Source organism: Bradyrhizobium diazoefficiens, from assembly GCF_016616235.1.
Classification (GTDB): domain Bacteria; phylum Pseudomonadota; class Alphaproteobacteria; order Rhizobiales; family Xanthobacteraceae; genus Bradyrhizobium; species Bradyrhizobium diazoefficiens_H.
In genome coordinates this window covers 6,601,979-6,622,781 of sequence record NZ_CP067100.1, presented here as the reverse complement: position 1 = coordinate 6,622,781, position 20,803 = coordinate 6,601,979, and the positions used below count along the sequence as shown (strand labels likewise).

Genomic DNA, 20,803 nt, shown 5'->3' with positions numbered 1-20,803 from the left:
CGCGACGTCGGATCTAGACCAGGAGGGCAGCACATCCACGATGTCGAGGCGCAAAGCAGCCATGGTGTAAGCTTTGAACGGCTCCATGGGCGAGATCGTGACGTGCGGCAGCGGGAGCGCGATGTGTTGCGTTCTCGTGATGAATTCCGGCGCTACGGCCAGGAGGCCGGACATTCGCAAATAGAACCGATGCCGCCGCACCGGCAATCCGCGCCTGACCTTGATCAAAGACCAGGAAAGCGTCGCCTCGACGATGCCGCCGCGCAGAGTATTCAGAGTGCGATGTCGGGGCGATCCGAGAGGGTCTCAAATGCACTGAATGCAGCGCTAAGGGACATCGATCGCGCCCGCGACATCCGTGAATTCTCAGCTCCAGTGGTCAAGCATGCCAAGCAGCTGCGGATGCCGGCCCAGGCGACATTCTTGCAAAAGGCTGCGGCTGATTTCCAGGGTCGATTTGTGCCGCGCCTGGAGGAAAATATCCGCTCAGGGAAATCCTGGAACTACGCCACGGTTTGTAACGAGGTGAGCCGGGAGGCTGGCGGTCAGGAAGGTGTGAAAGCTTGTAAGGCCCTGGCGGCACGGGTGTCGCAGCTCGATAACGCGCTCATGAGGGACGCCGAAGGCCGAGCTCTTTCGCTCCTCGCATCATCGTTCGGACGGCACCCACGGGCAGCGGAATGCCGCCATGGAACAATCAGGATCGCCGAATTTTGCTGTGATGAAAGCAGGCTGCTTCAGGAGCTGAACAGCCAAAGCCTGTCTTTGCTCGTGAATGGTTTCAGCAAATGGCCGGAAGAGGTGGCATGCCGCCAAGCCACACTCAGCGTCGCTGGCGAGGTCGTCAGGCGTCCCGGCCAGCTCTCCTATACCCCCCTGGGACTAGCGAACCTCGTGAACGGTTTCAGCAAATGGCCGGACCAGGTGGCAACCCGCCGAGCCACGGTTACGATTGCCGGTGAGGTGTGTCGCCGCGCTCCCCGGTTATCTGACTTTCCGGCGCAGCAGCTGGCGAACCTCGTGAACGGGTTCAGCAAGTGGCCAGAAAGGCCGGAGTGTCGCGACGCCACCCTCGCGATCGCGGCAGAAATCTGTTGCCGCGCCGCCCGCCACGACGACGTCCGGCTCTCCAATTTTGCTCACCAGGAGCTAGCGAACCTTTTGAACGGTTTCAGTAAGTGGCCGGAACAGGCGGAGTGTCGGCATGCGGCGACCGCGATCGCTCTTGAGGTCCGTTGCCGCGCCGACCGCGGCGATATCCGGCTTTCTCAATTTGCTCAACAGGAGCTGGCGAGTTTAGTGAACGGTTTCAGCAAATGGCTGGAACAGCCGGAGGCCCACCAAGCCACGATCGCGATCGCCCGTGAGGCGTTTGGCCGTAGTAACGGGGTCGATAGTTTTACTCCGCAGGAGCTGGCAACCTCGGCGAATGGTTTCTGCAAGTGGCCGGAGAATGCCTATACGCACCAAGCCATTGTCGCGATCGCCGGTGAGGTCCGTCGCCGCGCGGACCGTCTGTCTGGTTTCGATAGCCAGGCCTTGGCGAACCTGGCGAACGGTTTCAGCAAATACCCAGAACAGGTGGACGCGCGGCAAGCCACAGTTGCGATTGCTGGTGAGATCCTTGGCCGCGCCGACCGTCTCTTTCATTTCACTCACCAGCATCTGGCAAACCTTGCGAACGGCTTCAGTAAGTGTCCGGAGGATACGGGCTGTGGCGACGCTATCGTCGTGATAGCGCGTGAGGTCGTTAGCCGTGCCAACCAGCTCTATCGCTTTACTCACCAGGACCTGTCGACCCTGGTGAACGGGTTTAGCAAATGGCCGGAGGCGACAGACACGCGCCAGGCCATACTTGTTATCGCGGCTGAAGTCGTTGGGCGGCCGCTTTTCGAACTTGCTGAGCTGGACCTGAGACATCTGGTGAACGGTTTCAGCAAGTGGCCGGAAGAGACGGAAACGGGTCGAGCCGTAGCCGCGATCGCTGGTGAGGTCCGGCGCCGCTCGGGCCGCCTCGGTGATTTCACCAGCCGAGGCTTGGCAAACCTGGTCAACGGCTTCAGCAAGTGGCCGGAAGGGGCGGATTGTCGCGAGGCAACGCTCGCGATAGCGAGTGAAGTCCTTCGGCGCCAGCTTTCTGATTTTGCGCCGCAAGACCTCGCAAACCTAGTGAACGGTTTCTGCAAGTGGCCGGATGCTGCGCAGACGGGCAAAGCCATAGTCGGTATCGCCGGCGAGCTCCTTCGTCGCGCCGATCGCCTCTCTGCTTTTACGAGCCAGGGATTGGCAAACCTGTTGAACGGCTTCAGCAAGTGGGGTGATGAGGCTGCCTGCCGCCAGGTGGTCGTCGACATCGCGCGCGGACTCGGCAAAGGAGGCCGCCGCTTTGGTTCGTTCACGACGCCTGAGCTCAGAATGGTCGCCAATGCCCTGGGACGCGGTGTCGTGGACGGAGCGAGCAGTGATGATGATGCAATGACCGCTCTGCTGAAAGATCGCCTACACCAGCTGGCCCATTACCTGCACTATGCTCCTGATCGGCTGGAGCACACCGGTGTTCAAGGCATCACGCTCATTTTCAAGGCACTGGCGAAGGCCCGCCTGTTCGGAGACGTTGGTTTACTGGCGCCGGTAGGGTTGGGTCGGCTCGCAGAGTTGGTTCGTGCCCCTGATTTTGACACCGAGAACCTCGAAACCATAGGCAATCTCTCCATCGCTCTACTTCCTCTGGCGCGCGGCTCGCAAAAGGAATTACGCCCGCACCGGAGGCCAGCTCTCTATTTGCTGAACGATATCCAGCCTGTCGTGGAGCGCAAGATCGAGGCTCATCTCAAAGCAAGCGAGGCCGAGCGTACCCGTGGGCCTTTCGCGAGCCGCCGCCCGGCCTTGTCGATCTATCAAGTCCTAAAAGCCCGTGCCCTCCTCGAGACATTGTTTCAGCGCCCCTACGTCGAGGGCAAGAAGCCCGATTTGAAGGTGAGGCAGCAAGAGCTGCAGAGGGGGACCAAGGAGATTCTGGCCAGCACGCGCGACCTCATCCAAGCCGATCTTTCCAACATGAGCTGGAATCTGATCGCGCAGATCGAGGTGGACAATCCGGTCGATGCGCTGGATTCGTTCATGGCGCAGGATGCGGCGACAATCCAGGCGCAACATCCTGCATCGGTATTCGACGTGTATCAAGTGTTGCGCGACATGGACCACGAGCCCCGCTCGCCGCAAGGGAATGCGGGACTGATGCAGTTGCCGGTGGTTGACCTGCAGGGACGGCCAGTGGCCACAGACCCCGAGATTCGCTACTCGACTTTTCACCGCCTGACGTCGGGAGCGATAGAGGTGGTCGCGGTGCAGCTGCCCGGAAAGCCGAGCGCCTTCATGCTGGCACGTACGTTGACGTACAAGGGGGTGCCATACCGCATGGACCTGTTCGGCGGCAGCAAGTTAAAACCGCCGAAACCAACCCTGTCGCAAGTTGCGGCTCGCCTTCCAAGCGAACGGCCAGCCGGGTCCTCCGGCGGGAAGCTCTTGGCCATTCCCTATGCCGAAACCGCTCCGGGGACCTCGTTCGAGAAGTTATTGCGCGCCTGGGCGCCCTTCAAGGAAGCCTATTGGTATACTCAGCGCAGGGGCTTTGCGGCGCCCCCGTCGGTCAAAGGTCTGGGCCCTCACGACTACGCACTGGAGGGCACCTTCAAGCTGTTGCTGGCGCCAGACCGCGCGACCAACGAGGCGCATCCCTTCAAACTGATAGGAGCGGAAGGCCCCATTGCTTTGCGACCGCATGACGGCTGTGGCTTCATCAAGGCCTCGCTCGCTGAGCGTATGCCAGCGGTTCGCCGGGCCGGCCCCCAGGAAGGTCCCGATCGGATGCCGGCCTTTGGTGAGGCAAGGAGATCGTCTGTGCCGGCCTCGGCGTTGCAACACTATTCGCGCAGCGAGCAGGTCGCGGAAGAGGCCGGTGACAAGGTCTGGAATTGGCTTGAGAGCCGAAAAGTGCTGACGTCCGACGACTTGTTTCGCGCCGTGACGGCCGGACACTTGGATGGTCTTGGCGCTGTCGCCGTCCCATCCGATGATGGCTGTCTTCATGTGCCGACACTCAAAAGCGACACATTGACGGGAACGAGTGGCGTGCTGATCGGGCGGGCGCCCTATGACAAGCCCAACCTGCGCCCGTTCATACCCCAACGAGTCAAGTCGGCAGTCGATGGCGATCCGACCGCGGCATTCCTCGATCGATGCGCGGCCGTACAATACAGTTTCAGTGTCGCCCAGAAATCGCGGGAGGAGCTGGCAGCCGATGACCCAAGCTTCTTTGCCAAGGGCATTCTGATCGTGGTGCCGGATGCGATGTGGCCGGCCGACTACGCCGACCGTGGACTGGTGCTGTCTGCCGAGGACGTCAAGTGCCATTCGAGCTGGACCGAGCGCAAGGACCGCGCAAAGAACGACACGCCGGTCGACTGCGTCGGCATCCTGCAGGTGACCGAGGTGTTCGCTCCGGGATCGTTGGTTGCCGTCCCGATCGGCGAGCAGAAAAAGCTCGACGGCGACTTTGACGGGGATACCGTGGTTATCATCGGCGACCGGCCGCAGCTTTATGAGCATGTTCGCCAGTTCGATGAGACGGAGCAAGCTCGCGGCGTTCGCTCCCTCAAGCCGCCAAAGTCCTATACTCCGGCGATTGAGGGCAACAATTACCAATTCAGTCGTGCCAGCCAGATCCTTGCTGCCACGCTGGAAGTCCTGGAAATATACAGCGCTCTGCAGCGAAACTTTTTGGCGCAGTCCCATGAAGCACGACGCTGGTTTGCCGAGCGCACCATCTTTGGTACGTACGAGGGTGTCCACCACGAGCTCAGGCGAGAGATCGGCCACCTATTGAACCAAGAACAGGTACATGGCCCCGATATCCAGGAAACACTCGAACGGGCGAAGCGCGAGCTTGAAATTGCAGAGCATCCAGTTGCCCGTGAAGCGGCCGAGTTGCTTGTCGCCGACCTCGATGCCTGGGCTGCGAAGACGGATGAGCACGTCCTTTCGGATCCAAGTGAAAGCCTGGCCAAAGTAAGCCAAACTGTCAGTCCAGCGCTCTGCGAGCTTTTCCCGGAGCTGGCAGAGGCCTATCCGGCAACTGCTCAGCCGCGCGACCGGATCCAAGTCTTGCTCGATCACTATCCTGCCCGCATCGATCCGCGTCCGGATGGGTACATTGCGGATGACCTCGTGCAAAGCGCAAGCAACCTCCTGAGCCTCGGCATCAAGGTCGGAACGGATGGCTATAAATCCGATACCGGGGTCCGGCTTTTCATGAAGAAAAGCCAAGAGCTTGGGCGGCTCTTACATCAGACGCCAGGCCTCAAATTCGTCCCCTTCAGCAAGAGCATGGCGGCGACCCTTAGCCAGGGCAGGTTCGATGTCGATGCGACGTTGGAGAATCTGAAGGAGAATCCAACGCTGGCGGCTTCAGTGATGGATGCCTCGATTCGTGTCGCTGCGCAGAAGAAGATTATACCGAAACCGTCTAGCCGACGCGTCGTCGCCGAGGATACCGGGATGGCGGTCACCCTTACCCCCGAAGACGCCTTAGCGCGCGCCAGAATTGAGGCTGCCCGTGCCAAAGCCGAAGAGGAGACAATCACCGCGGCGGCAATCTCGGTTGCTGAGACCCTCAGACAAGCGGGCATCCACGTGAACATGCCGCACCTCGATCGCCGCGTCCGATCGGAAGGATCAATGACAGACCAGCTCACTGGCATGAGCGTGACCTCCGAGGGCTCCGCACAGCTGATCAGCAACGCCGTACGCCACGTCTTCGAAGTGTCTGATGGGGATTTTGCGAGGGCGTTCAAGAAAGCGATGCTGAGTTTCGACGAACAAGGCTACGCCGAAATCCGTACCACCAATTGGTTCAGAATGCGCAATCCGACCTTTGTGGGCATCAAGGCTGTGCTCGCCACCCCGAAAGACTACCGCTTCGAAGTGGAGTTTCACACGCCAGCCAGCTACAACGTCAAGATTGCCAATCACGATACCTACAAATCGGACGCTCAGTTGCGGCACCAGGAGAGCGGAGACGCTCTTGAGCGGCTCAAGGAGAATCTGGCGCAGCGCGCGCGAGAGCGCTGCAAGGAGGTGGTGGTCCCCGACGGAGCCAAGGACATCCCGCACTGGGAGATCGAAGCGGATCATAGCGGCGGCGCCGGTGCAGTCTTTGGGTTGCAAGCTGCCGAGTCAGGAAGCCACGAAGACGAAGAGATTGTGGCCGGGCTTGGCCAGCGGCCGATCGTGCTCGTCGGCATGCCTGGCGCGGGAAAATCCAGCATTGGCCGGCGTCTCGCGAAGCGGCTGCGGATGAAGTTCGTCGACTCCGACGACGCGATCAGAGCGCAGGCTGGGATGTCGATAAGCAAACTCTGCCAGATTCATGGCGAGCAGCATTTCAAGGATCTTGAGGCGAGGGTGATCGCGGGTGCGCTCAAGCAAGGGCCGGCGGTGATCGCGACCGGCTCCGATGCGTTCGTCCATGATGGGACCCGTAGCCTCGTCCATGAGAGCGCGGTCTCAATTTGGCTCAAGGCCGACGCGGGCGTGATAATGCGGCGCAACAAGGGCCGGTCCGGCCGCCGGCTGTCGCAGGCCGCCGAGTCGGAGGCGACCGTCATGCGATTGGTCAGTGAGCGAGAGCCGGTCTATCAAACTGCCGATCTTACGATCAACTCAGGCGATAGCTCGCATAAATATCAGGTGGATGAATGCGTGGCGGTGCTGCATGGCCATCTTCGGCGCGAGCGGGAATCGGCTCGGGATATCGCCGCCTAGGGTGGAATCGGCACAATGATCGTGCCGATCAATTCGGTAGATCTTGCACGCGATAATTGCGCCTTTGATGTCGATGCCAACCGGACGTCGGCAGGCTCGCACAGCGCGGATCGCAATGCTTCGCCTGCCGTTGCTATCGATCGAGGCGCAAGTGGAGCCGATGGTGGCCACGCCTCGTCAACCAGCGCGTAAGAAACATCCCTCCCGCCGTGCACGGCCATTTCGACGCAGAAGCGCTTGCATGAGACGCTTGAGACAGTCGTCGTCAATGTCTTACAGGCTCATGTAGCCCGCAGATGCGCGACAGCAGCGCGCTTGGCGGCGCCCTACCATTTTTTGTAGCAGTTCGCCAAGGGCGGCCGCGTCGAGCATCTACTCGGCCAGAAGCTTCTTCAGCTTCGCGTTCTCCTCTTCCAAGGCCCTCAGCCGCTTCGCCTCGGAAACGTCGATGCCGCCGAATTCGGCCTTTCAATTATCGATCGTCGCTTTGGAGATCCCATGCTTGCAAGCCAGGTCAGCCCGTCCTCGCGCCGCCTCATGCTCCTTCGAGACCCGCGACAATCTGCTCTTTCTTGAACCTTGCTCGCTTCATCTATCTGTCCTTCTTCGGGCCCGGCTCCAACGCTTTCTGGAGGAAATAGTCAGTGGCAGCTCAAATGTCCGACGAATGCGTTCGAACACCCGTCTCATCTGGTGGCGCATGCTCCGGCGCGGTCGATGACCCAGGCCACCATATGGCCCTTTTCCCGCTCGGCCTCCACGTGCCGGAGGGCCTCAGAGTAGGTCAGCAGGGGCTCCTGCGCCGGATACACAACGCGATCGGTCGGCGTGACGAAGTGGTGGCAACACACGCGATAGTCTTTAGCCTCGAACATCGAAATCCTCCTCTCACCTCTGGTGCGCTGCCATACGCTCACGCTTTCAATTGCTGCTTATCACACAGAATGCGGCCTCTTAGAGGCCGCGCATTTCTTCAATTGCGTTTCCAATGGAGATTTTGGTTCATGATCCCACATCGTCGTTCGCCACGGATCCTTGGCAAGCGCAACAGACGCGCCGGACCTCGCCGAGCGCCGCAAGCTCCTTGAGATCGAGGCTGCGCGAACTCGAAGCCTATCCCGTCATAGAGAGCACTGCAGGAATTGGACAACAACTTTATCATCTCTGGCCCGGCGCATGGATAGACGTGACGCCATCCTGGCGCGGGGTGTCGAAGAAGAGGGGGCTTCCGGTCGTCCATCCCGAACAATCGTCTCCGAGGAACCGCGAAATAACATCAGCACGGAATCCCGCGACGGCGTCTCGACAGCGCGTGGTCGCGCTTGCGCCTGCGCCACCAACCCATTGAGCGTCTCCTCCACGAGTGCGATGAAGCGGGGTGGACCGGACGCCAGGATGAGGCCATTTCCGGGCGCCGGCCTCAGGATGTACCGCTCGTCGGAGATGTTGAGCGCATCGAGGGCCGCCGTGAACGTCTCGAAGCTGATCGGGCCCAGAAGCAGTAGTCGAGTTTGTGCTTCCTTTGCGGCAGACACGTAAAGCACGAGTCCATCGTAGTACCACTGAAGATTGTAGAGGCTGGTGAGACGGTCAAGGAATTCGCGCGGTGCCAGATCCGGCATGCGCCCGCGAATCCGTCCCTTCACCTCGGCGCTGATGCTGACTCTGATATTGAGATTGTTGCCGAATTCCTGCAGCGCGATAGGGAGCTCCTGTTCCACAACCAAATAGCGATAAGGCGTCGAAGGTAGCAACAGGGGAGCGCCGAGCGCTATCTGTATTCCGGTCGCAATGAAAGCCCCGGCACACAGAACGGCGTTCAAGACGCACAAGATCATGGACCGGATGCGCATTTACGGCTCTCTTGAAGTTTGCCGACGGGAGTGAATCCACGAAACTTGGAGCCCAAACGTGATCTTTAGATGGCACTGGATGAGACAAACTCGTCAGCTTGTCGTCAGCTCGCCTCTCTAGGACAGCGGCTGCCAATGAGTTCTTGAACGGCCGGTCTCATCACATCTCCAAGAGAGCAAGGTCCTCCACGATAATGCTAGGCCCTGCGCCGATTTCACATAGTCTAACCGGAGGGTTGTCCAAGACCTGCACGTCACCAGCGGTCGGCGAGCAGCTCCGGTTCGAACAGACACTGTTACAGACGGCTTCGTTTCAAGCCGTTGCGCCCCAAGTGCCAGACGTACCGCCTGTTGCTCCCATAGCCGAAGTTTCGCCGGCAACAACGCAAGCCAGTCCGCTGGGCGAGCGCATCCTCCAGAATCTGTCCTCGCTATATCGGATCAATCCAGCGCCTCACGTCGTGGCTGGCGGTGGAACCTCACTTTCGAAGGCTGTGGTGCCTGGGCCGGCGTCGCAGCCGCTGTTGCGACAACCGGGGGCGTCGGAAACACGTCTGTCGAACGCTCCTCAAAGCGTCGACAACTTCGAGGCAATGATGGCGAATCTGAAAGATGTGTCTGACAGCGTCATTCAGGTCACGCTCATTTCGAATGGGATGGGCAGCGTCAGTTCGTCTCTGAACAAGCTGATATCGGCGGGCTGAGTGGGCCGAATGATTGGTTCAATCTATCATGAAGGAGGCCATGGTCGTCCGTCCAAGAAGCGGTTTCGCGCCCTAGCTCTGTTGCCGCTCCTTCTGCTCCTTATTGGTTGCAAAGCTGATCTCTATACCAAAGTTCAGGAGCGCGAGGCGAATGAGATGCTTGCGGTCCTCCTTAGGAACGGGGTCGATTCGGCTCGCGTTGCGGCCAAAGACGGGACCAGCACGATCCAGGTTGAACAGAGCCAGATTGCCTTTTCCATCGACCTGCTGAATGCCGAGGGCCTGCCGCACCACTCTTTCAAGAGTCTCGGCGAAGTGTTCAGCGGCACCGGCCTGATTGCTTCGCCGACCGAGGAGCGCGCCCGTTACGTTTATGCCTTGAGCGAGGAGTTGTCGCGCACGATCAGCGACATCGACGGCGTCCTCTCGGCACGGGTCCATGTTGTTCTGCCGAAGAACGACCTGTTGCGACGGGACGCCACGCCATCTTCGGCGTCGGTTTTCATCCGGCATGACTCCAAGGCCGATCTCTCAATCCTGCTGCCGCAGATCAAGATGCTCGTTGCCAACAGCATCGAGGGCCTCTCCTACGACAAGGTGGCTGTGGTGTTTGCATCGGTCGAGCGGCCTGCCCTCGAGCAGCGGCCTGCGCCGGCGACGGCATTCGCCCAAGCGCCAGGAATCGTTTCAACCCCATTGCTTGCGCTTGGAACGGGTCTCGGTGGCTTGGTATTCGGCGTGCTGTCCTACATCTTGCTGAGCGCTCGTGTACGGCCGCGCAGCCAATCATCGCCCAAACCAGCTACAGTTGGCGTACGTTCGGCGGCGTCCCTTATTGAGGTCGTACGCAAAGCGATTAAGCCTAATGCGGCCTAGCGTAGTATTCGACATGGACCCAGCGAAGTCGTCCGCCGAGCGGCGTCCCCGATCGCCTACGGTCAGTGTTGGCGAGCTTGCTGCCTCAATTCATCCGACCCGTCTTGCCGCACGTGTTGACGCGAGCCTATCGGCTGCGACGTGGGTACGGCTGCAGAAGAGCCCCAGGCTGCAGATAAGGATGGTAGGGCTGCTGCTTGACAATGAACTGGATCTGAAGGGGCTTGTCTCGGGCCCAGACCTTCTGCTCGGACATGATCCGCAGTGGGCCGCTCTGCTTGCCGGCGGTATTTGGCATGCCCGTTCGCTGATAAAACTGATCTCAAAGCAGGATGTCGGCGTGCTGATCGGGCGTGTCGGTGCCGAAGCGCAGGCTTTCGGTATCCGACATGCAGCGCATGCGGTTTCAACCAGTATCATTGCCGATCCACAACAACTCGCGCAGGAGATCGATAAAGATGGACATGCCTGTCTCGGCGCATGGCTCGACGAAAAGCCGGTGCTTGATCGCAGCCGCGTGCTTCTACGTTTAGCGGTCGGAACGGCCGCCGATCATCCAGCAACCGAACATCGCCGATCCGCAGACCAAGTGTTTTCCTTGGTTGTGGCTCATTTGGCGGCGGAAGGTGAGGTGCTATGACAGCCGACCATTCCGCGCCGCCCTTGGCTCCGCAGATGCGCCCGCTTGGGTCGATCATAGAAGCAAGCGATCTCGAGATCTGGCAACAGGCCGTCGAGGCGCGAGCGGCAGCAGAGCGGCATCTGCAGCGCGTTCGCGGCTGGGCGCGCAGAGCTTACCAGCTGGAGCGGGCGCGCGGCCGTGCCGAGGGGGTGGCGGCCGGGGCCGAGGAAATGGCGCAACTGGTCGCGCAGGCGACCTCGGAAGTGGCACGGAGAAGTACCGTTCTCGAGCAGGAGTTGCCACAGCTCGTGATGGAGATCGTAACCAATTTGCTGGGCGCTTTCGATCCCGGCGAGATGTTGGTGAGGACGGTTCGTCACGCGATCCTGCGAAAATATGGCGGGGCGGAACTGTCGCTTCATGTGTCGCCCACGAATGTCGATGAGCTTGTGCGCGAGTTTGCTGCTTGCGACGGACCGGAGGGTCGGCCGAGGCTTCGAATTGTTGCGGACCCGGCGCTGTCCCTGCATGAATGCGTGCTGCGGAGCGACTTCGGCAATGTCGATCTCGGGCTTGCCGCCCAGCTCCGCGCGCTCCGTCTCGGGCTTGGGTTACCGGCTGAGGCAGACGAGCTGTGACAATGCGGGGAGCAAATCATGGCAATGCCGATGGCGAGCGAAGTATGCACGCGGCACTATCGCGTCTGCGGTCGACAGCAGGGCATGTCGACACGCGTGCGGTACGTGGGCGGATCACGCGCGCGATCGGCACGCTGCTCCATGCGGTCTTGCCGGATGCTCGTATCGGAGAGCTTTGTGTGGTCCAGGATCCGCGCACCGGATTCTCGCTTGAGGCCGAGGTGATCGGTCTATTGCCGGATGGCGTGTTGCTGACGCCGATCGGTGACCTGTTGGGTGTGTCCGGTCGCGCAGAAGTCGTCGCTACCGGACGAATGCATGAAGCGCCGGTCGGGCCCGATCTGCTTGGCCGGGTGATCGACAGCTTCGGCTGTCCTCTCGATGGCAAAGGCGCAGTCAAGGCCACAGAGACCCGTCCGCTGCGCGGCCATGCGCCAAACCCAATGACGCGGCGCATCATCAATCAGCCCTTGCCACTCGGCGTCCGCGTCTTGGACGGTCTTCTGACATGCGGCGAGGGCCAGCGGATCGGAATATATGGAGAGCCTGGTTGCGGCAAGTCGACCCTGTTGGCACAGATCGTAAAGGGCGCCATCGCCGACGTGATTGTGGTTGCCCTCATAGGCGAACGTGGCCGCGAGGTCCGTGAATTCATCGAGCGGCATCTTGGGGAGGCAGCCCTTCGCCGCACGGTCGTCGTCGTTGAGACCTCCGATCGCTCGGCGATGGAACGGGCGCAATGTGCTTATATGGCAACCGCGCTCGCCGAATATTTTCGTGAACAGGGCCTGCGCGTCGTTCTACTGATGGATTCATTGACGCGCTTTAGCCGCGCAATGCGCGAAATCGGGCTTGCTGCGGGTGAGCCCCCAACCCGGCGGGGCTTTCCTCCTTCTGTCTTTGCCATGCTGCCGGGCTTGCTGGAGCGTGCGGGCATGGATGAGCGTGGCTCAATTACAGCTTTCTATACCGTGCTTGTAGAAGGTGAGGGTACGGGCGATCCAATCGCCGAGGAAACGCGCGGCATTCTCGATGGTCATATCGTTCTCTCCGGCTCGATCGCGGCGCGGGCGCATTTCCCCGCTATCGATGTGCTGTCGAGTCGCAGCCGCGTCATGGATGCCGTCGTATCTACGCCACACCGTAAGGCGGCGGCGTTCTTCCGCGATCTGCTCTCACGCCACGCAGAGGCCGAATTTTTGGTTAAGATCGGCGAATACAAGCAAGGCAGCGATCCGCTGACGGACCGGGCTATCGCCTCTATCAATGATTTGCGCAAGTTCTTGCGCCAGGACGACAACGACGCGTCCAGTTTTGAAGAGACCGTCACATGGATGTGCCGTCTGACCGCATGACTTGCATTCACGTTTCGAGGCTGCGGCACGTGAAGGAAATACGTGAGCGCGGGGCTCGGACTGAGCTGTCCAATATGGAGGCGAAATGCCGCTTTGAGGCCTTGGCCGCGGAGCGCGCAGCGCGAGAACTTGCAGCTGCAGAAGAACGTCGCGTAAAGGCGCAGGCGGAGATTCACCAGCAGCTGACATCGTCCGGTACGGTGTCCGTCGTTGAACTCGATCGTGGCGAGCTCATCGTTGAGAGGCTCGCGCTCGAGGTCACGTCGAAACGCCAGGCGTTTGAGGACGCGCGTGTCGCTCAGGAGCAGGCCGAGACAGCGGCCTCCGAACGGCGGACGCACTGGGCCAAATGTTCCGTGGCGACCGATAAATGGCGGCAGATCGAGACAGACGTCTGGCGGGCGGCCGACACCCATGCGGAAGTGAGAGCTGAGATAGAGGCCGATGACGAAGTCTTGTTTCGGACGGGCTTTGCCCCATGAGCGACAGACGGTTCAATCTGATGAGCGCTAGTTCTTTTGCATCGCAAACCTGCCGTCTTGCAGACGCGCCTCGCGCGGATCGTGCGGACGAATACGGGACCTACGAGCCGTCACTCATTCTGACTCATAAGGTCGTCTCCTGGCTCAATAGCATCGCCGCACCCCGCACGCCTCTGCAGATGAGCCTTGGCGACAAGCCGCTATCGGTGCGATTGGAACGACTTGTCTGGCGGAGCGAACCTTCGGCTATATCGATGCTCGATTGCGTTTGGGGCGTCGGAGACGAAACGATCGTTTTGTCGATACCCCATGCACTTGCCGAGGCGTTTATCTCGGCAGTACAGAGCGGCCTGGCGTTGCCTTCAGAGCCAATTCGTTCGCTGCTTCTGGAACTTGCACTCGAACCTTTGCTGGCTCGTCCAGAAAAGCAGCTTCAGCGGCAGCTCCAACTTCTTCAGGTTGGAAAGGCCGAGACCACAGGGCCTTATATTGAATTCGCCATCATCTACGGTCCGGTACGGAGCAAAGGCCGACTGTTTCTGTTTTCGCCGCTTGATGGACCGATACCGCCGGCGTTCTATGCCCTGGGCGAGCTCTTCGATAGATTGCCGCGAGAAACACACAAGCTTTCCAAAGAGCTTCCGATCATCGTTGCAGGAGAAGTGGGGGCGCTCCGCACGACTGCCTCGCTTCTTCGCAAAGCAAGTGCAGGCGACGCGTTGTTGCCGGACGTCATGCCATTGGCCCGGGCTGAGATCAGCCTCACTACGGGCCGGCTATGGACCCTGGCGGATGTCGCCGGCAATAGCCTGATCCTGCGGCGGCCATTTCGCTCGGTACCGCGACTTCTGGAGCAGACAGATATGACAACACCGCCCGAACAGCAGCATCGCCCCTTGGAGGCCGATCTCGACGATATCGAAGTGTCGCTCGTTTTCGAATGCGGCCGCTGGCCAATCACATTGGGAGCATTGAGCAGTATCGGCGAAGGACATGTGTTCGAACTTCGGCGGCCAGTCGACGGCCCGGTCGATATCGTTGCAAACGGCCGGCGTATCGGCTGTGGTGACATCGTACGTATTGGTGACGAACTCGGGATCAGGCTTCGTGGCAGGTTAGCGGGCCATGACTGAGGTTCAACCAGCAATCCTGGCGCTTCTTGCGGTCACGGCTGGGCTCGGCCTGTTGCTCTTCGCGGTGGTCACGACCACGGCGTTCGTAAAAGTATCTGTCGTTCTCTTTCTCGTTCGCAATGCTCTTGGGACCCAGTCGATACCGCCGAATATCGTTTTATACGGCGCGGCATTGATCCTCACCGCTTTCACGAGCGCCCCGATCTTTGAGCAGAGCTACGATCGAATCGCCGATCTGCAGCTCCGCTATCAGACGCTCGACGATTGGGTAAGCGCAGCAAAAGAGGGGCAGGAGCCGCTGCGAGGCTATCTCAAGAGGTTCACCAATGAAGATCAGCGCGGCTTCTTCCTGTCCTCCACCGAACGTGTCTGGCCAGAGGAGATGCGTGGCAGAGCCAGAGCTGATGACTTTGTCATTCTCGTTCCGTCTTTTCTCATCTCAGAACTCAAGCGCGCCTTCGAAATCGGGTTTTTACTCTATCTGCCGTTTATTACGATCGATCTGATCGTAACGACGATCCTGATGGCCATGGGCATGTCAATGGTGTCGCCGACAGTCATATCTGTCCCTTTCAAGCTCTTTCTGTTCGTGGCCATCGATGGCTGGTCGCGTCTGATCCACGGCCTGGTGCTGAGCTACACAACGCCGGGGGGGTGAGCATGGACGAAACCACGATTCTCGTTCACATGAGCCGATCGCTCGTGCTTTTCATGATCTGGGTTCTGCCTCCACTCATTGCAGCTGCGGTTGCCGAAACCGTTATCGGTATCATCCAGGCGGCAACGCAGCTCCAGGACCAGACTTTGCCATTGACTGTGAAGCTTCTGGTCGTTGTTGCGGTTATCGCTCTGTTTTCTCCGGTGCTGAGCGCACCGCTCATCGAACAAGCCAAGCAGATCTTCACTGATTTTCCCGCACTCACGGCGGGTTACTAGCAATTGTCGCGATGACTGACTTGTCAAGCGCCGACATTCAAAGCCTGATCCGGGCGGCCGTCGAGCTCGTCGTTGCTGCTGGCCTTGGTGCGGCCCGCCCCGCGGGCATTATGCTGGTTCTTCCTGTATTTACGCGTTCGCAGATTGGCGGGCTGATCCGCGGCTGCCTGGCCGTCGCGATCGAGCTCCCGTACTTGGCGTACATCGCCGACGGCTTGAAGGCGTTAGACCCGGACACACGTCTGATCAGGATCACGCTACTGGGTTTGAAGGAGGCGTGTGTCGGCCTTCTGATCGGTGCCCTGCTCAGCATTCCGCTATGGAGCATCCAGGCTGTCGGGGAACTGATTGATACCCAACGAGGCATCACCAGCGTGGTCGCGCCCGCCGATCCCGCCACGCGCAGTCAGGCTTCGGCGACAGGACTGTTTCTCGGTATCACGGCGATCACTATTTTCGTCGTATCGGGAGGCCTGCAGACCGTGGTCAGCGGACTTTACGGCAGCTATCTGATCTTGCCTGTGTATCAGTTCAGGCCCGCGCTGAGCTTGCAAGGGACCATTGAATTATTCGGCCTGATCGACAGCATCATACGTACGACAATATTGGTGTCTGGGCCTGTGGTGGCGTTTTTGTTGCTCGTCGACATATCAGCGATCTTACTCCAGCGTTTTGCGCCGCAATTCAACCCGAGGGACCTGTCTTTGACGATCAAGAATATCGGCTTTGCGATCGTCATGGTCACCTACACCGTCTATCTCATCGAATACATGCAATCGGAGATCAAGCAGTCGAGCCGCGAGCTGGAGAAGATTGAAAGACGAGTGAAATGAGCGACACGAGCGAAGAGAAAACGCTCGCCCCCTCTGACAAGAAGCTAAAGGATGCGCGCAGAAGAGGACAGGTTGCGCGCAGCACCGATTTAGTGAGAGCGGTCAGCACGTGCGCAGGTCTCGGCTATCTCTGGTTAAAAGCCAATTCCATCGAGGACAAGTGCCACCAAGCGCTCATGCTCACTGACAAGCTGCTGGATAAACCGTTTGATGTTGCGGTCCAGCTGGCGCTCGGAGTCTTGCCCGAACTAGCTCTGGGAATTGTTGGCCCGTTCCTCGCGGCTATTGTCGTCGCGGCAATTCTGACCACAGTTTTGGCCAATGGTGGGATAATATTCTCCTTCGAACCGATAAAGCTCAGATTCGAGAACATTGATCCCATTCAGGGATTGAAGCGCATCGCCTCCATGCGTTCCCTAGTCGAGCTTGGGAAGACCCTGCTCAAGGCCGTCAGCCTGGGTGCGATCTTTTTCTTCGTCGTGGTTGGCGCATGGAAGACGCTGGTCTATCTGCCGATTTGCGGCATGGGCTGCTTCGGCTTCGTCTTCACGGAAATAAAACTGTTGATTGCAATTGCCTGCGGTGCGCTTCTCATCGGTGGATTGATCGATCTTCTCATCCAGCGCTGGTTGTTCTTGCGCAGCATGCGCATGACCGAGAGCGAGGCAAAGCGGGAGCTCAAGGAGCAGCAAGGTAACCCCGAGGTGAAACGGGAGCACCGTCGTCTCCGCCGGGAGCAGGCGCGCGAGGCTCCGCTCGGGGTGCATCGCGCAACGTTGGTCTTGACTGGGCAGGAGGGGGTGGTCGGGGTGCGCTACGTCCGTGGCGAAACCGGCGTGCCTGTCGTGGTTTGCCGCGGCGAAGGCGAAGCCGCTTCACGGCTCTGTGGTGAGGCGCGGGCTCTCCATATCAGCATTGTCGCTGACGACGCCGTGGTCCGTGAGCTGATCCACAGTGCAAAGCTTGGTAATCCCATTCCCGCTCAGCATTTCGAGCCCGTCGCAAGAGCTCTCCTTGCCGCCGGTCAGGTCTAGATCATGTTGTGAATGGCATCGCCTGACCTAAGGAAGTTGTCGCTATTGAGACGGCTGTACCGCCGTGGTGCCGACTGACGTGAGATCTGATGACGACTTGGTGCTGGTTGCCTGTCCCAAGCTTCTGTTGTTGATCGTTCCGAAGCTCCTGTAGTTGGCCACGGGGATGGCCGCACGATTGCCGTCGCTCGGCATTACGGCGTGATTATCGATCAAGTCGCTGGGATCGTTGACCACGATAGCAAGGTTGTTGCGGATCGAGCAGCCAAGCGTCGGGTCAAAAGAATTGTCGTTCATTGAAGGACCGACGATCGAAATCGAGGGACAGACGGGCGGGTGGGCCTCATAGGTAGTCGCCTCGATTCGCGCGGCCAAGCGATCGCGCCGGATGACGAGCGGGCCGTACAGGCGGATGTTGTAGGGGGCAACGCCCATTGCGCGGGCCTCACTGGCTATCTCCGCTCCGAGCTGAGGTGGGCCGGCGACATCGAGATGGAGCGCGTCACGCCGACCGCGACTGGCACTCGCTATGAACTCCCGCAGACGCTTCCGTCCGGGCCCCCCAAGACTCTTTAACACCAAAACGGTCCTCTCCTGCTGAACTAGGGTCGGTTGTGCGGCCGGCTCGATATAGCTCGGTGCAGCGCTGGTGCAGCCGGCGAGACTCGCCGTCAGAGCGATCAGGGGGCATACGATGCGAAAAGTCATTGGCTGATCCTCATTGGGCAGTATCGCCGGCACCCCTAGTCGCGCTCGGTACGCTGGTGCGGGGAGCATGATCTTGCGGCCGAGTTGCCAAATTGTTCGTCAGACCGCGCGCTAGATCTGAGGGCGGTGCGATGCGGTCGGTGGGGGCACTCATCTGCCGTGTGTTCGATCTCGGCCGCACAACGTAAGGCGTGACGATAATCACGAGCTCCGTCTCTTCCCGTTGAAACTGCGACGAGCGAAACAGCGCACCAAGAACCGGCAGATCGCCGAGCCAAGGGAAAGTCGTGATATCAGTGTTAAAATTGCGCCGCATGAGCCCACCGATTGCAAAGCTTTGGCCGCTTGCGAGCTCGACCACCGTGCTGGCACGCCGGGTGGCGAGAGCCGGCACGGAGATTCCGTTTACGGTGACCGCGCCTTGTGCCGACAGCTCACTGACTTCGGGCTTCACGCGGATATTGATCTGGTTGTTGCTAAGAACGGTCGGCACGAACTCGAGGCTCACGCCAAATTGGCGGAACTCGACGGAGACCTGCCGATTGTCCTGCAAGACCGGAATCGGAAACTCGCCGCCGGCCAGAAAGCTGGCGGATTCCCCGGACATTGCGGTCAGGTTCGGTTCAGCAAGGACGGAAGCGAGGTGCTCGCTGGCCAGCGCATCGAGTACAGCGCTGATGTTGACACCGCCGGCATTCAATCCGATCGTTGCAGTACCGCCACCCTGCTTGGCGCCGGTACCTCCACCACTGCCGCTGATCAAGCCGAGGGTGAAAGGACCAGCTTGACCGAAAGCGGAAAGGTTGATTCCGAATTCCTTCATGGCGCTCCGAGACACCTCGGCTACGCGTACGCTCAGATTGACCTGCAAGGATCCCGCCACCTGGATCTTATTGACGACGAGTGCACCCGAACCGAGAAACTGCTCAGTGACCTTCATCGCGCTGTCGACGATCTCCGCATTCGGGGCCGTTCCGCTAAGAATAGCGCCGCGCGGGGTATAGCTGACTTGGATCGGATAGTCGCCGACCTGGGCTTTCAACGTGGCACGCAGATCCGCGATCGGCTGCGAGACCACAACGCGTAGCTCAGCAAGAGCGTCCCCGTTGTCGTTCAGTGCGAACAGGCTCGTGCGTCCCGATTTCTTGCCAAAGACGAAGATGGTCTTGTTCGACGGCGCCTGATAATCCGCGATCGTAGGATCGGCGACAAAGATGCTCGCGGCTGGCGCGGGCAGATGAACTGTCTTGCCGAGAGAAGAGGTAAGGTTCAGCGTCCCGGTGATGCTGTCAGGGACCTTACGCGGCGCTCCTCCTCCATCATCGCGCTTGATCTGAGCTGCAGCAGCTAATGGGCATAGCAGAACGACCGCGCACAAAAGATGCGACAGCGGAGGCAGAAAGGTCGACGAGAAGGCGTTGGCAACGATCGCTCTACCATTGGCGCCAGCATGCTTATCAATAATGACGTTCAAGAGGATCTTTTCTTTCAAGTTCGATTGCCGACGCGGCCGACGTCGCGGATTTCAAGGATGTAGCCGATCCCGCGCGCTGTCTTGATCCGCAGCGTCGCACCGGACTGACGCAAATGAGCGCGTAAACGATAGATGCCAACCTCAAGCGCGTTGGTCGAGACTTCGTTGTCAAATGCATACAGGCCATCCTCCAATGACGCGCGCGCCACGATGCGCCCTGCGCGGCTGAGCAAATGTTCAAGAATGCACACTTCGCGGCGCGCAATCTTCAGCGGCCGACCATTGACGGATGCTTGCCGGCCGATAGGATCGAATCTTAAGTTTCCAAAAGTAACGACGGGCGCCGTCATTTGGTTTGCTCGGCGCAGCGTGGCGCGCATCCGGGCGATGAGTTCATCAGGAGACACGGGCTTTGGCAGGAAGTCGTCCGCGCCCCCATTGAAAATCGCGATCCGCCTGCCGAGCTGGTTAAGGCTGCTCATCATCACTGCGGGCATCGAATACCCGTCGCGCCTCAACTGCTTTAGCCACTCCAAGCCGTCTCCATCCGGTAGAGACAACTCGATTAGGAGAATGTCATAGCGGGCACAACCAACAGCGGCGGCTGCCTCATCGAGCGTAGACGCCAAATCAACGGCGAACCCACAGCCAGAAAGCGCTTGGTGTATAATGCGCGCTGGATCTCTCTCATGATCAACCAGTAGCGTTCGCATTTCATCCCCTCGTCTCAAATCATGCCGAAACCACTGAGCACGTTGGCGCCCGCGAACATGGCCCCAGCGAAACTTAAAAGTGTCGCGGAGCAGACGAAGAAGAGGGGCACTGGCCAATCGAACACTTCTGTCAGTTTGAATCGCATTTTCGATCCCACATGCATTTTGGTGACGTCAGATCTGGCTTTGCCACAAGGGCGTAGGACGGGATCAATCAAAAGCATCCATAGGCGTGGCAGCACCCTCGCTCGTCGCTGCGACAAATTCGTGGGTTCCCGACATCGTGATGTCGATATGATCGCGAGAACATGTTGAATCGGTAAATCGATTGTTTGGATGAAATGCATTCACATCGCGGATCGCTGACAATGCGTTTCTTGGAATCTTGATCTAGATCTCCTCATCGCGTTTGACGACCTGAAAAGGAGTGGCGCCTTGCGGCGGAAGGTTGATGGCTGACGAGCGATGATTTAGGCGATCGGCACCGCCGCGCGTCCAACTTGCCCGCCTCACATTGCTAGACACTCCGTTCTGAAGCGGCGAACTCGGCCATTCGCCTACTGGTGCCTAGAATGCGGGCGGTTGCAAACACGTCTCGATCGCAGCGTACGCGACCCGTT

The 20,803-nt window shown here is 59.6% G+C and carries 17 protein-coding genes and 2 pseudogenes; 13 read left to right on the top strand and 6 right to left on the bottom strand.

The features are described 5' to 3' along the window. Window positions 1-123 precede the first annotated feature (123 nt). Both JJB99_RS31395 and JJB99_RS31390 read left to right on the top strand, forming a co-directional pair. Window positions 124-6,822, top strand: a complete 6,699-nt coding sequence (locus tag JJB99_RS31395) for a shikimate kinase (protein WP_246775054.1) — start codon at window positions 124-126, stop codon at window positions 6,820-6,822. Window positions 6,823-6,837: 15 nt separating this feature from the next. Next, window positions 6,838-7,014 (top strand): hypothetical protein, encoded by a 177-nt coding sequence (locus tag JJB99_RS31390; RefSeq protein WP_200496045.1) that lies wholly within the window; start codon window positions 6,838-6,840, stop codon window positions 7,012-7,014. 95 nt (window positions 7,015-7,109) lie between these two features. Here JJB99_RS31390 and JJB99_RS31385 read toward each other — a convergent pair. The 3 genes and pseudogenes from JJB99_RS31385 to JJB99_RS31375 all read right to left on the bottom strand — a co-directional run. Beyond that, window positions 7,110-7,414: pseudogene (locus JJB99_RS31385) on the bottom strand (transposase); the annotation flags it as partial. Window positions 7,415-7,508: 94 nt separating this feature from the next. Continuing rightward, window positions 7,509-7,697 carry a hypothetical protein gene (locus tag JJB99_RS31380; protein ID WP_200496044.1) on the bottom strand — a complete coding sequence of 63 codons (189 nt, stop codon included), beginning with the start codon at window positions 7,695-7,697 and terminating at the stop codon, window positions 7,509-7,511. Window positions 7,698-7,980: 283 nt separating this feature from the next. Continuing rightward, window positions 7,981-8,675 (bottom strand): annotated as a pseudogene (locus JJB99_RS31375) (nodulation protein NolW). 236 nt (window positions 8,676-8,911) lie between these two features. On the opposite strand from JJB99_RS31375, the gene JJB99_RS31370 reads away from it, so the two are divergent. The 11 genes from JJB99_RS31370 to JJB99_RS31320 all read left to right on the top strand — a co-directional run bounded on the left by JJB99_RS31370 (window position 8,912) and on the right by JJB99_RS31320 (window position 17,288). Then, window positions 8,912-9,379: a nodulation protein NolB gene (locus tag JJB99_RS31370; protein WP_246775053.1), complete on the top strand. Its 468-nt coding sequence runs from the start codon at window positions 8,912-8,914 to the stop codon at window positions 9,377-9,379. 9 nt (window positions 9,380-9,388) lie between these two features. Continuing rightward, window positions 9,389-10,255, top strand: coding sequence for a type III secretion system inner membrane ring lipoprotein SctJ (gene sctJ / locus JJB99_RS31365; RefSeq protein ID WP_200496042.1), 867 nt, complete (start codon window positions 9,389-9,391; stop codon window positions 10,253-10,255). A gap of 181 nt (window positions 10,256-10,436) precedes the next feature. Beyond that, entirely contained in the window at window positions 10,437-10,895 is a 459-nt protein-coding gene (locus JJB99_RS31360) for a nodulation protein NolU (protein ID WP_311980270.1), read from the top strand. Continuing rightward, window positions 10,892-11,515, top strand: a complete 624-nt coding sequence (sctL, locus tag JJB99_RS31355; RefSeq protein ID WP_200496040.1) for a type III secretion system stator protein SctL — start codon at window positions 10,892-10,894, stop codon at window positions 11,513-11,515. Before JJB99_RS31360 ends, sctL begins: the two co-directional genes overlap by 4 nt. 44 nt (window positions 11,516-11,559) lie before the next feature. Beyond that, entirely contained in the window at window positions 11,560-12,870 is a 1,311-nt protein-coding gene (sctN, locus tag JJB99_RS31350; RefSeq protein WP_246775052.1) for a type III secretion system ATPase SctN, read from the top strand. Next, window positions 12,846-13,352, top strand: coding sequence for a hypothetical protein (locus JJB99_RS31345; protein ID WP_200496038.1), 507 nt, complete (start codon window positions 12,846-12,848; stop codon window positions 13,350-13,352). Before sctN ends, JJB99_RS31345 begins: the two co-directional genes overlap by 25 nt. Next, the gene (sctQ, locus tag JJB99_RS31340; RefSeq protein ID WP_246775051.1) at window positions 13,349-14,485 is read left to right on the top strand and encodes a type III secretion system cytoplasmic ring protein SctQ; all 1,137 of its coding nucleotides are present in this window, start codon (window positions 13,349-13,351) and stop codon (window positions 14,483-14,485) included. The genes JJB99_RS31345 and sctQ overlap by 4 nt, the downstream gene beginning before the upstream one ends. After that, window positions 14,478-15,143 carry a type III secretion system export apparatus subunit SctR gene (sctR, locus tag JJB99_RS31335; RefSeq protein ID WP_200496037.1) on the top strand — a complete coding sequence of 222 codons (666 nt, stop codon included), beginning with the start codon at window positions 14,478-14,480 and terminating at the stop codon, window positions 15,141-15,143. Before sctQ ends, sctR begins: the two co-directional genes overlap by 8 nt. Before the next feature lie 2 nt (window positions 15,144-15,145). After that, window positions 15,146-15,421, top strand: a complete 276-nt coding sequence (locus tag JJB99_RS31330; protein ID WP_200298458.1) for an EscS/YscS/HrcS family type III secretion system export apparatus protein — start codon at window positions 15,146-15,148, stop codon at window positions 15,419-15,421. Window positions 15,422-15,432: 11 nt separating this feature from the next. Beyond that, window positions 15,433-16,254 carry a type III secretion system export apparatus subunit SctT gene (sctT, locus tag JJB99_RS31325; RefSeq protein ID WP_200496036.1) on the top strand — a complete coding sequence of 274 codons (822 nt, stop codon included), beginning with the start codon at window positions 15,433-15,435 and terminating at the stop codon, window positions 16,252-16,254. Further along, complete coding sequence (locus JJB99_RS31320) at window positions 16,251-17,288, top strand: EscU/YscU/HrcU family type III secretion system export apparatus switch protein (protein ID WP_200496035.1); 1,038 nt, start codon at window positions 16,251-16,253, stop codon at window positions 17,286-17,288. The genes sctT and JJB99_RS31320 overlap by 4 nt, the downstream gene beginning before the upstream one ends. Window positions 17,289-17,330: 42 nt before the next feature. On the opposite strand, the gene JJB99_RS31315 is transcribed toward JJB99_RS31320, so the two are convergent. The 3 genes from JJB99_RS31315 to JJB99_RS31305 are packed head-to-tail and all read right to left on the bottom strand — an operon-like array spanning window position 17,331 to window position 20,183. Then, complete coding sequence (locus JJB99_RS31315) at window positions 17,331-17,996, bottom strand: CpaD family pilus assembly lipoprotein (RefSeq protein ID WP_200496034.1); 666 nt, start codon at window positions 17,994-17,996, stop codon at window positions 17,331-17,333. Between the two features lie 10 nt (window positions 17,997-18,006). Then, entirely contained in the window at window positions 18,007-19,488 is a 1,482-nt protein-coding gene (locus tag JJB99_RS31310; RefSeq protein WP_433995737.1) for a type II and III secretion system protein family protein, read from the bottom strand. Continuing rightward, the gene (locus JJB99_RS31305; RefSeq protein WP_200496033.1) at window positions 19,485-20,183 is read right to left on the bottom strand and encodes a response regulator transcription factor; all 699 of its coding nucleotides are present in this window, start codon (window positions 20,181-20,183) and stop codon (window positions 19,485-19,487) included. Before JJB99_RS31305 ends, JJB99_RS31310 begins: the two co-directional genes overlap by 4 nt. Window positions 20,184-20,803: the final 620 nt, after the last annotated feature.

What these genes read in the sequence shown, in the direction of transcription:
- sctT (WP_200496036.1), top strand. Translation starts at nt 15,433, where the DNA reads ATGACTGACTTGTCAAGCGCCGACATTCAAAGCCTGATCCGGGCGGCC.
- sctR (WP_200496037.1), top strand. Translation starts at nt 14,478, where the DNA reads ATGACTGAGGTTCAACCAGCAATCCTGGCGCTTCTTGCGGTCACGGCT.
- JJB99_RS31360 (WP_311980270.1), top strand. Translation starts at nt 10,437, where the DNA reads ATGGTAGGGCTGCTGCTTGACAATGAACTGGATCTGAAGGGGCTTGTC.
- JJB99_RS31320 (WP_200496035.1), top strand. Translation starts at nt 16,251, where the DNA reads ATGAGCGACACGAGCGAAGAGAAAACGCTCGCCCCCTCTGACAAGAAG.
- sctL (WP_200496040.1), top strand. Translation starts at nt 10,892, where the DNA reads ATGACAGCCGACCATTCCGCGCCGCCCTTGGCTCCGCAGATGCGCCCG.
- JJB99_RS31315 (WP_200496034.1), bottom strand. Translation starts at nt 17,996, where the DNA reads ATGACTTTTCGCATCGTATGCCCCCTGATCGCTCTGACGGCGAGTCTC.
- sctJ (WP_200496042.1), top strand. Translation starts at nt 9,389, where the DNA reads ATGATTGGTTCAATCTATCATGAAGGAGGCCATGGTCGTCCGTCCAAG.
- JJB99_RS31380 (WP_200496044.1), bottom strand. Translation starts at nt 7,697, where the DNA reads ATGTTCGAGGCTAAAGACTATCGCGTGTGTTGCCACCACTTCGTCACG.
- JJB99_RS31305 (WP_200496033.1), bottom strand. Translation starts at nt 20,183, where the DNA reads ATGCGAACGCTACTGGTTGATCATGAGAGAGATCCAGCGCGCATTATA.
- sctN (WP_246775052.1), top strand. Translation starts at nt 11,560, where the DNA reads ATGCACGCGGCACTATCGCGTCTGCGGTCGACAGCAGGGCATGTCGAC.
- sctQ (WP_246775051.1), top strand. Translation starts at nt 13,349, where the DNA reads ATGAGCGACAGACGGTTCAATCTGATGAGCGCTAGTTCTTTTGCATCG.
- JJB99_RS31330 (WP_200298458.1), top strand. Translation starts at nt 15,146, where the DNA reads ATGGACGAAACCACGATTCTCGTTCACATGAGCCGATCGCTCGTGCTT.
- JJB99_RS31345 (WP_200496038.1), top strand. Translation starts at nt 12,846, where the DNA reads ATGGATGTGCCGTCTGACCGCATGACTTGCATTCACGTTTCGAGGCTG.
- JJB99_RS31390 (WP_200496045.1), top strand. Translation starts at nt 6,838, where the DNA reads ATGATCGTGCCGATCAATTCGGTAGATCTTGCACGCGATAATTGCGCC.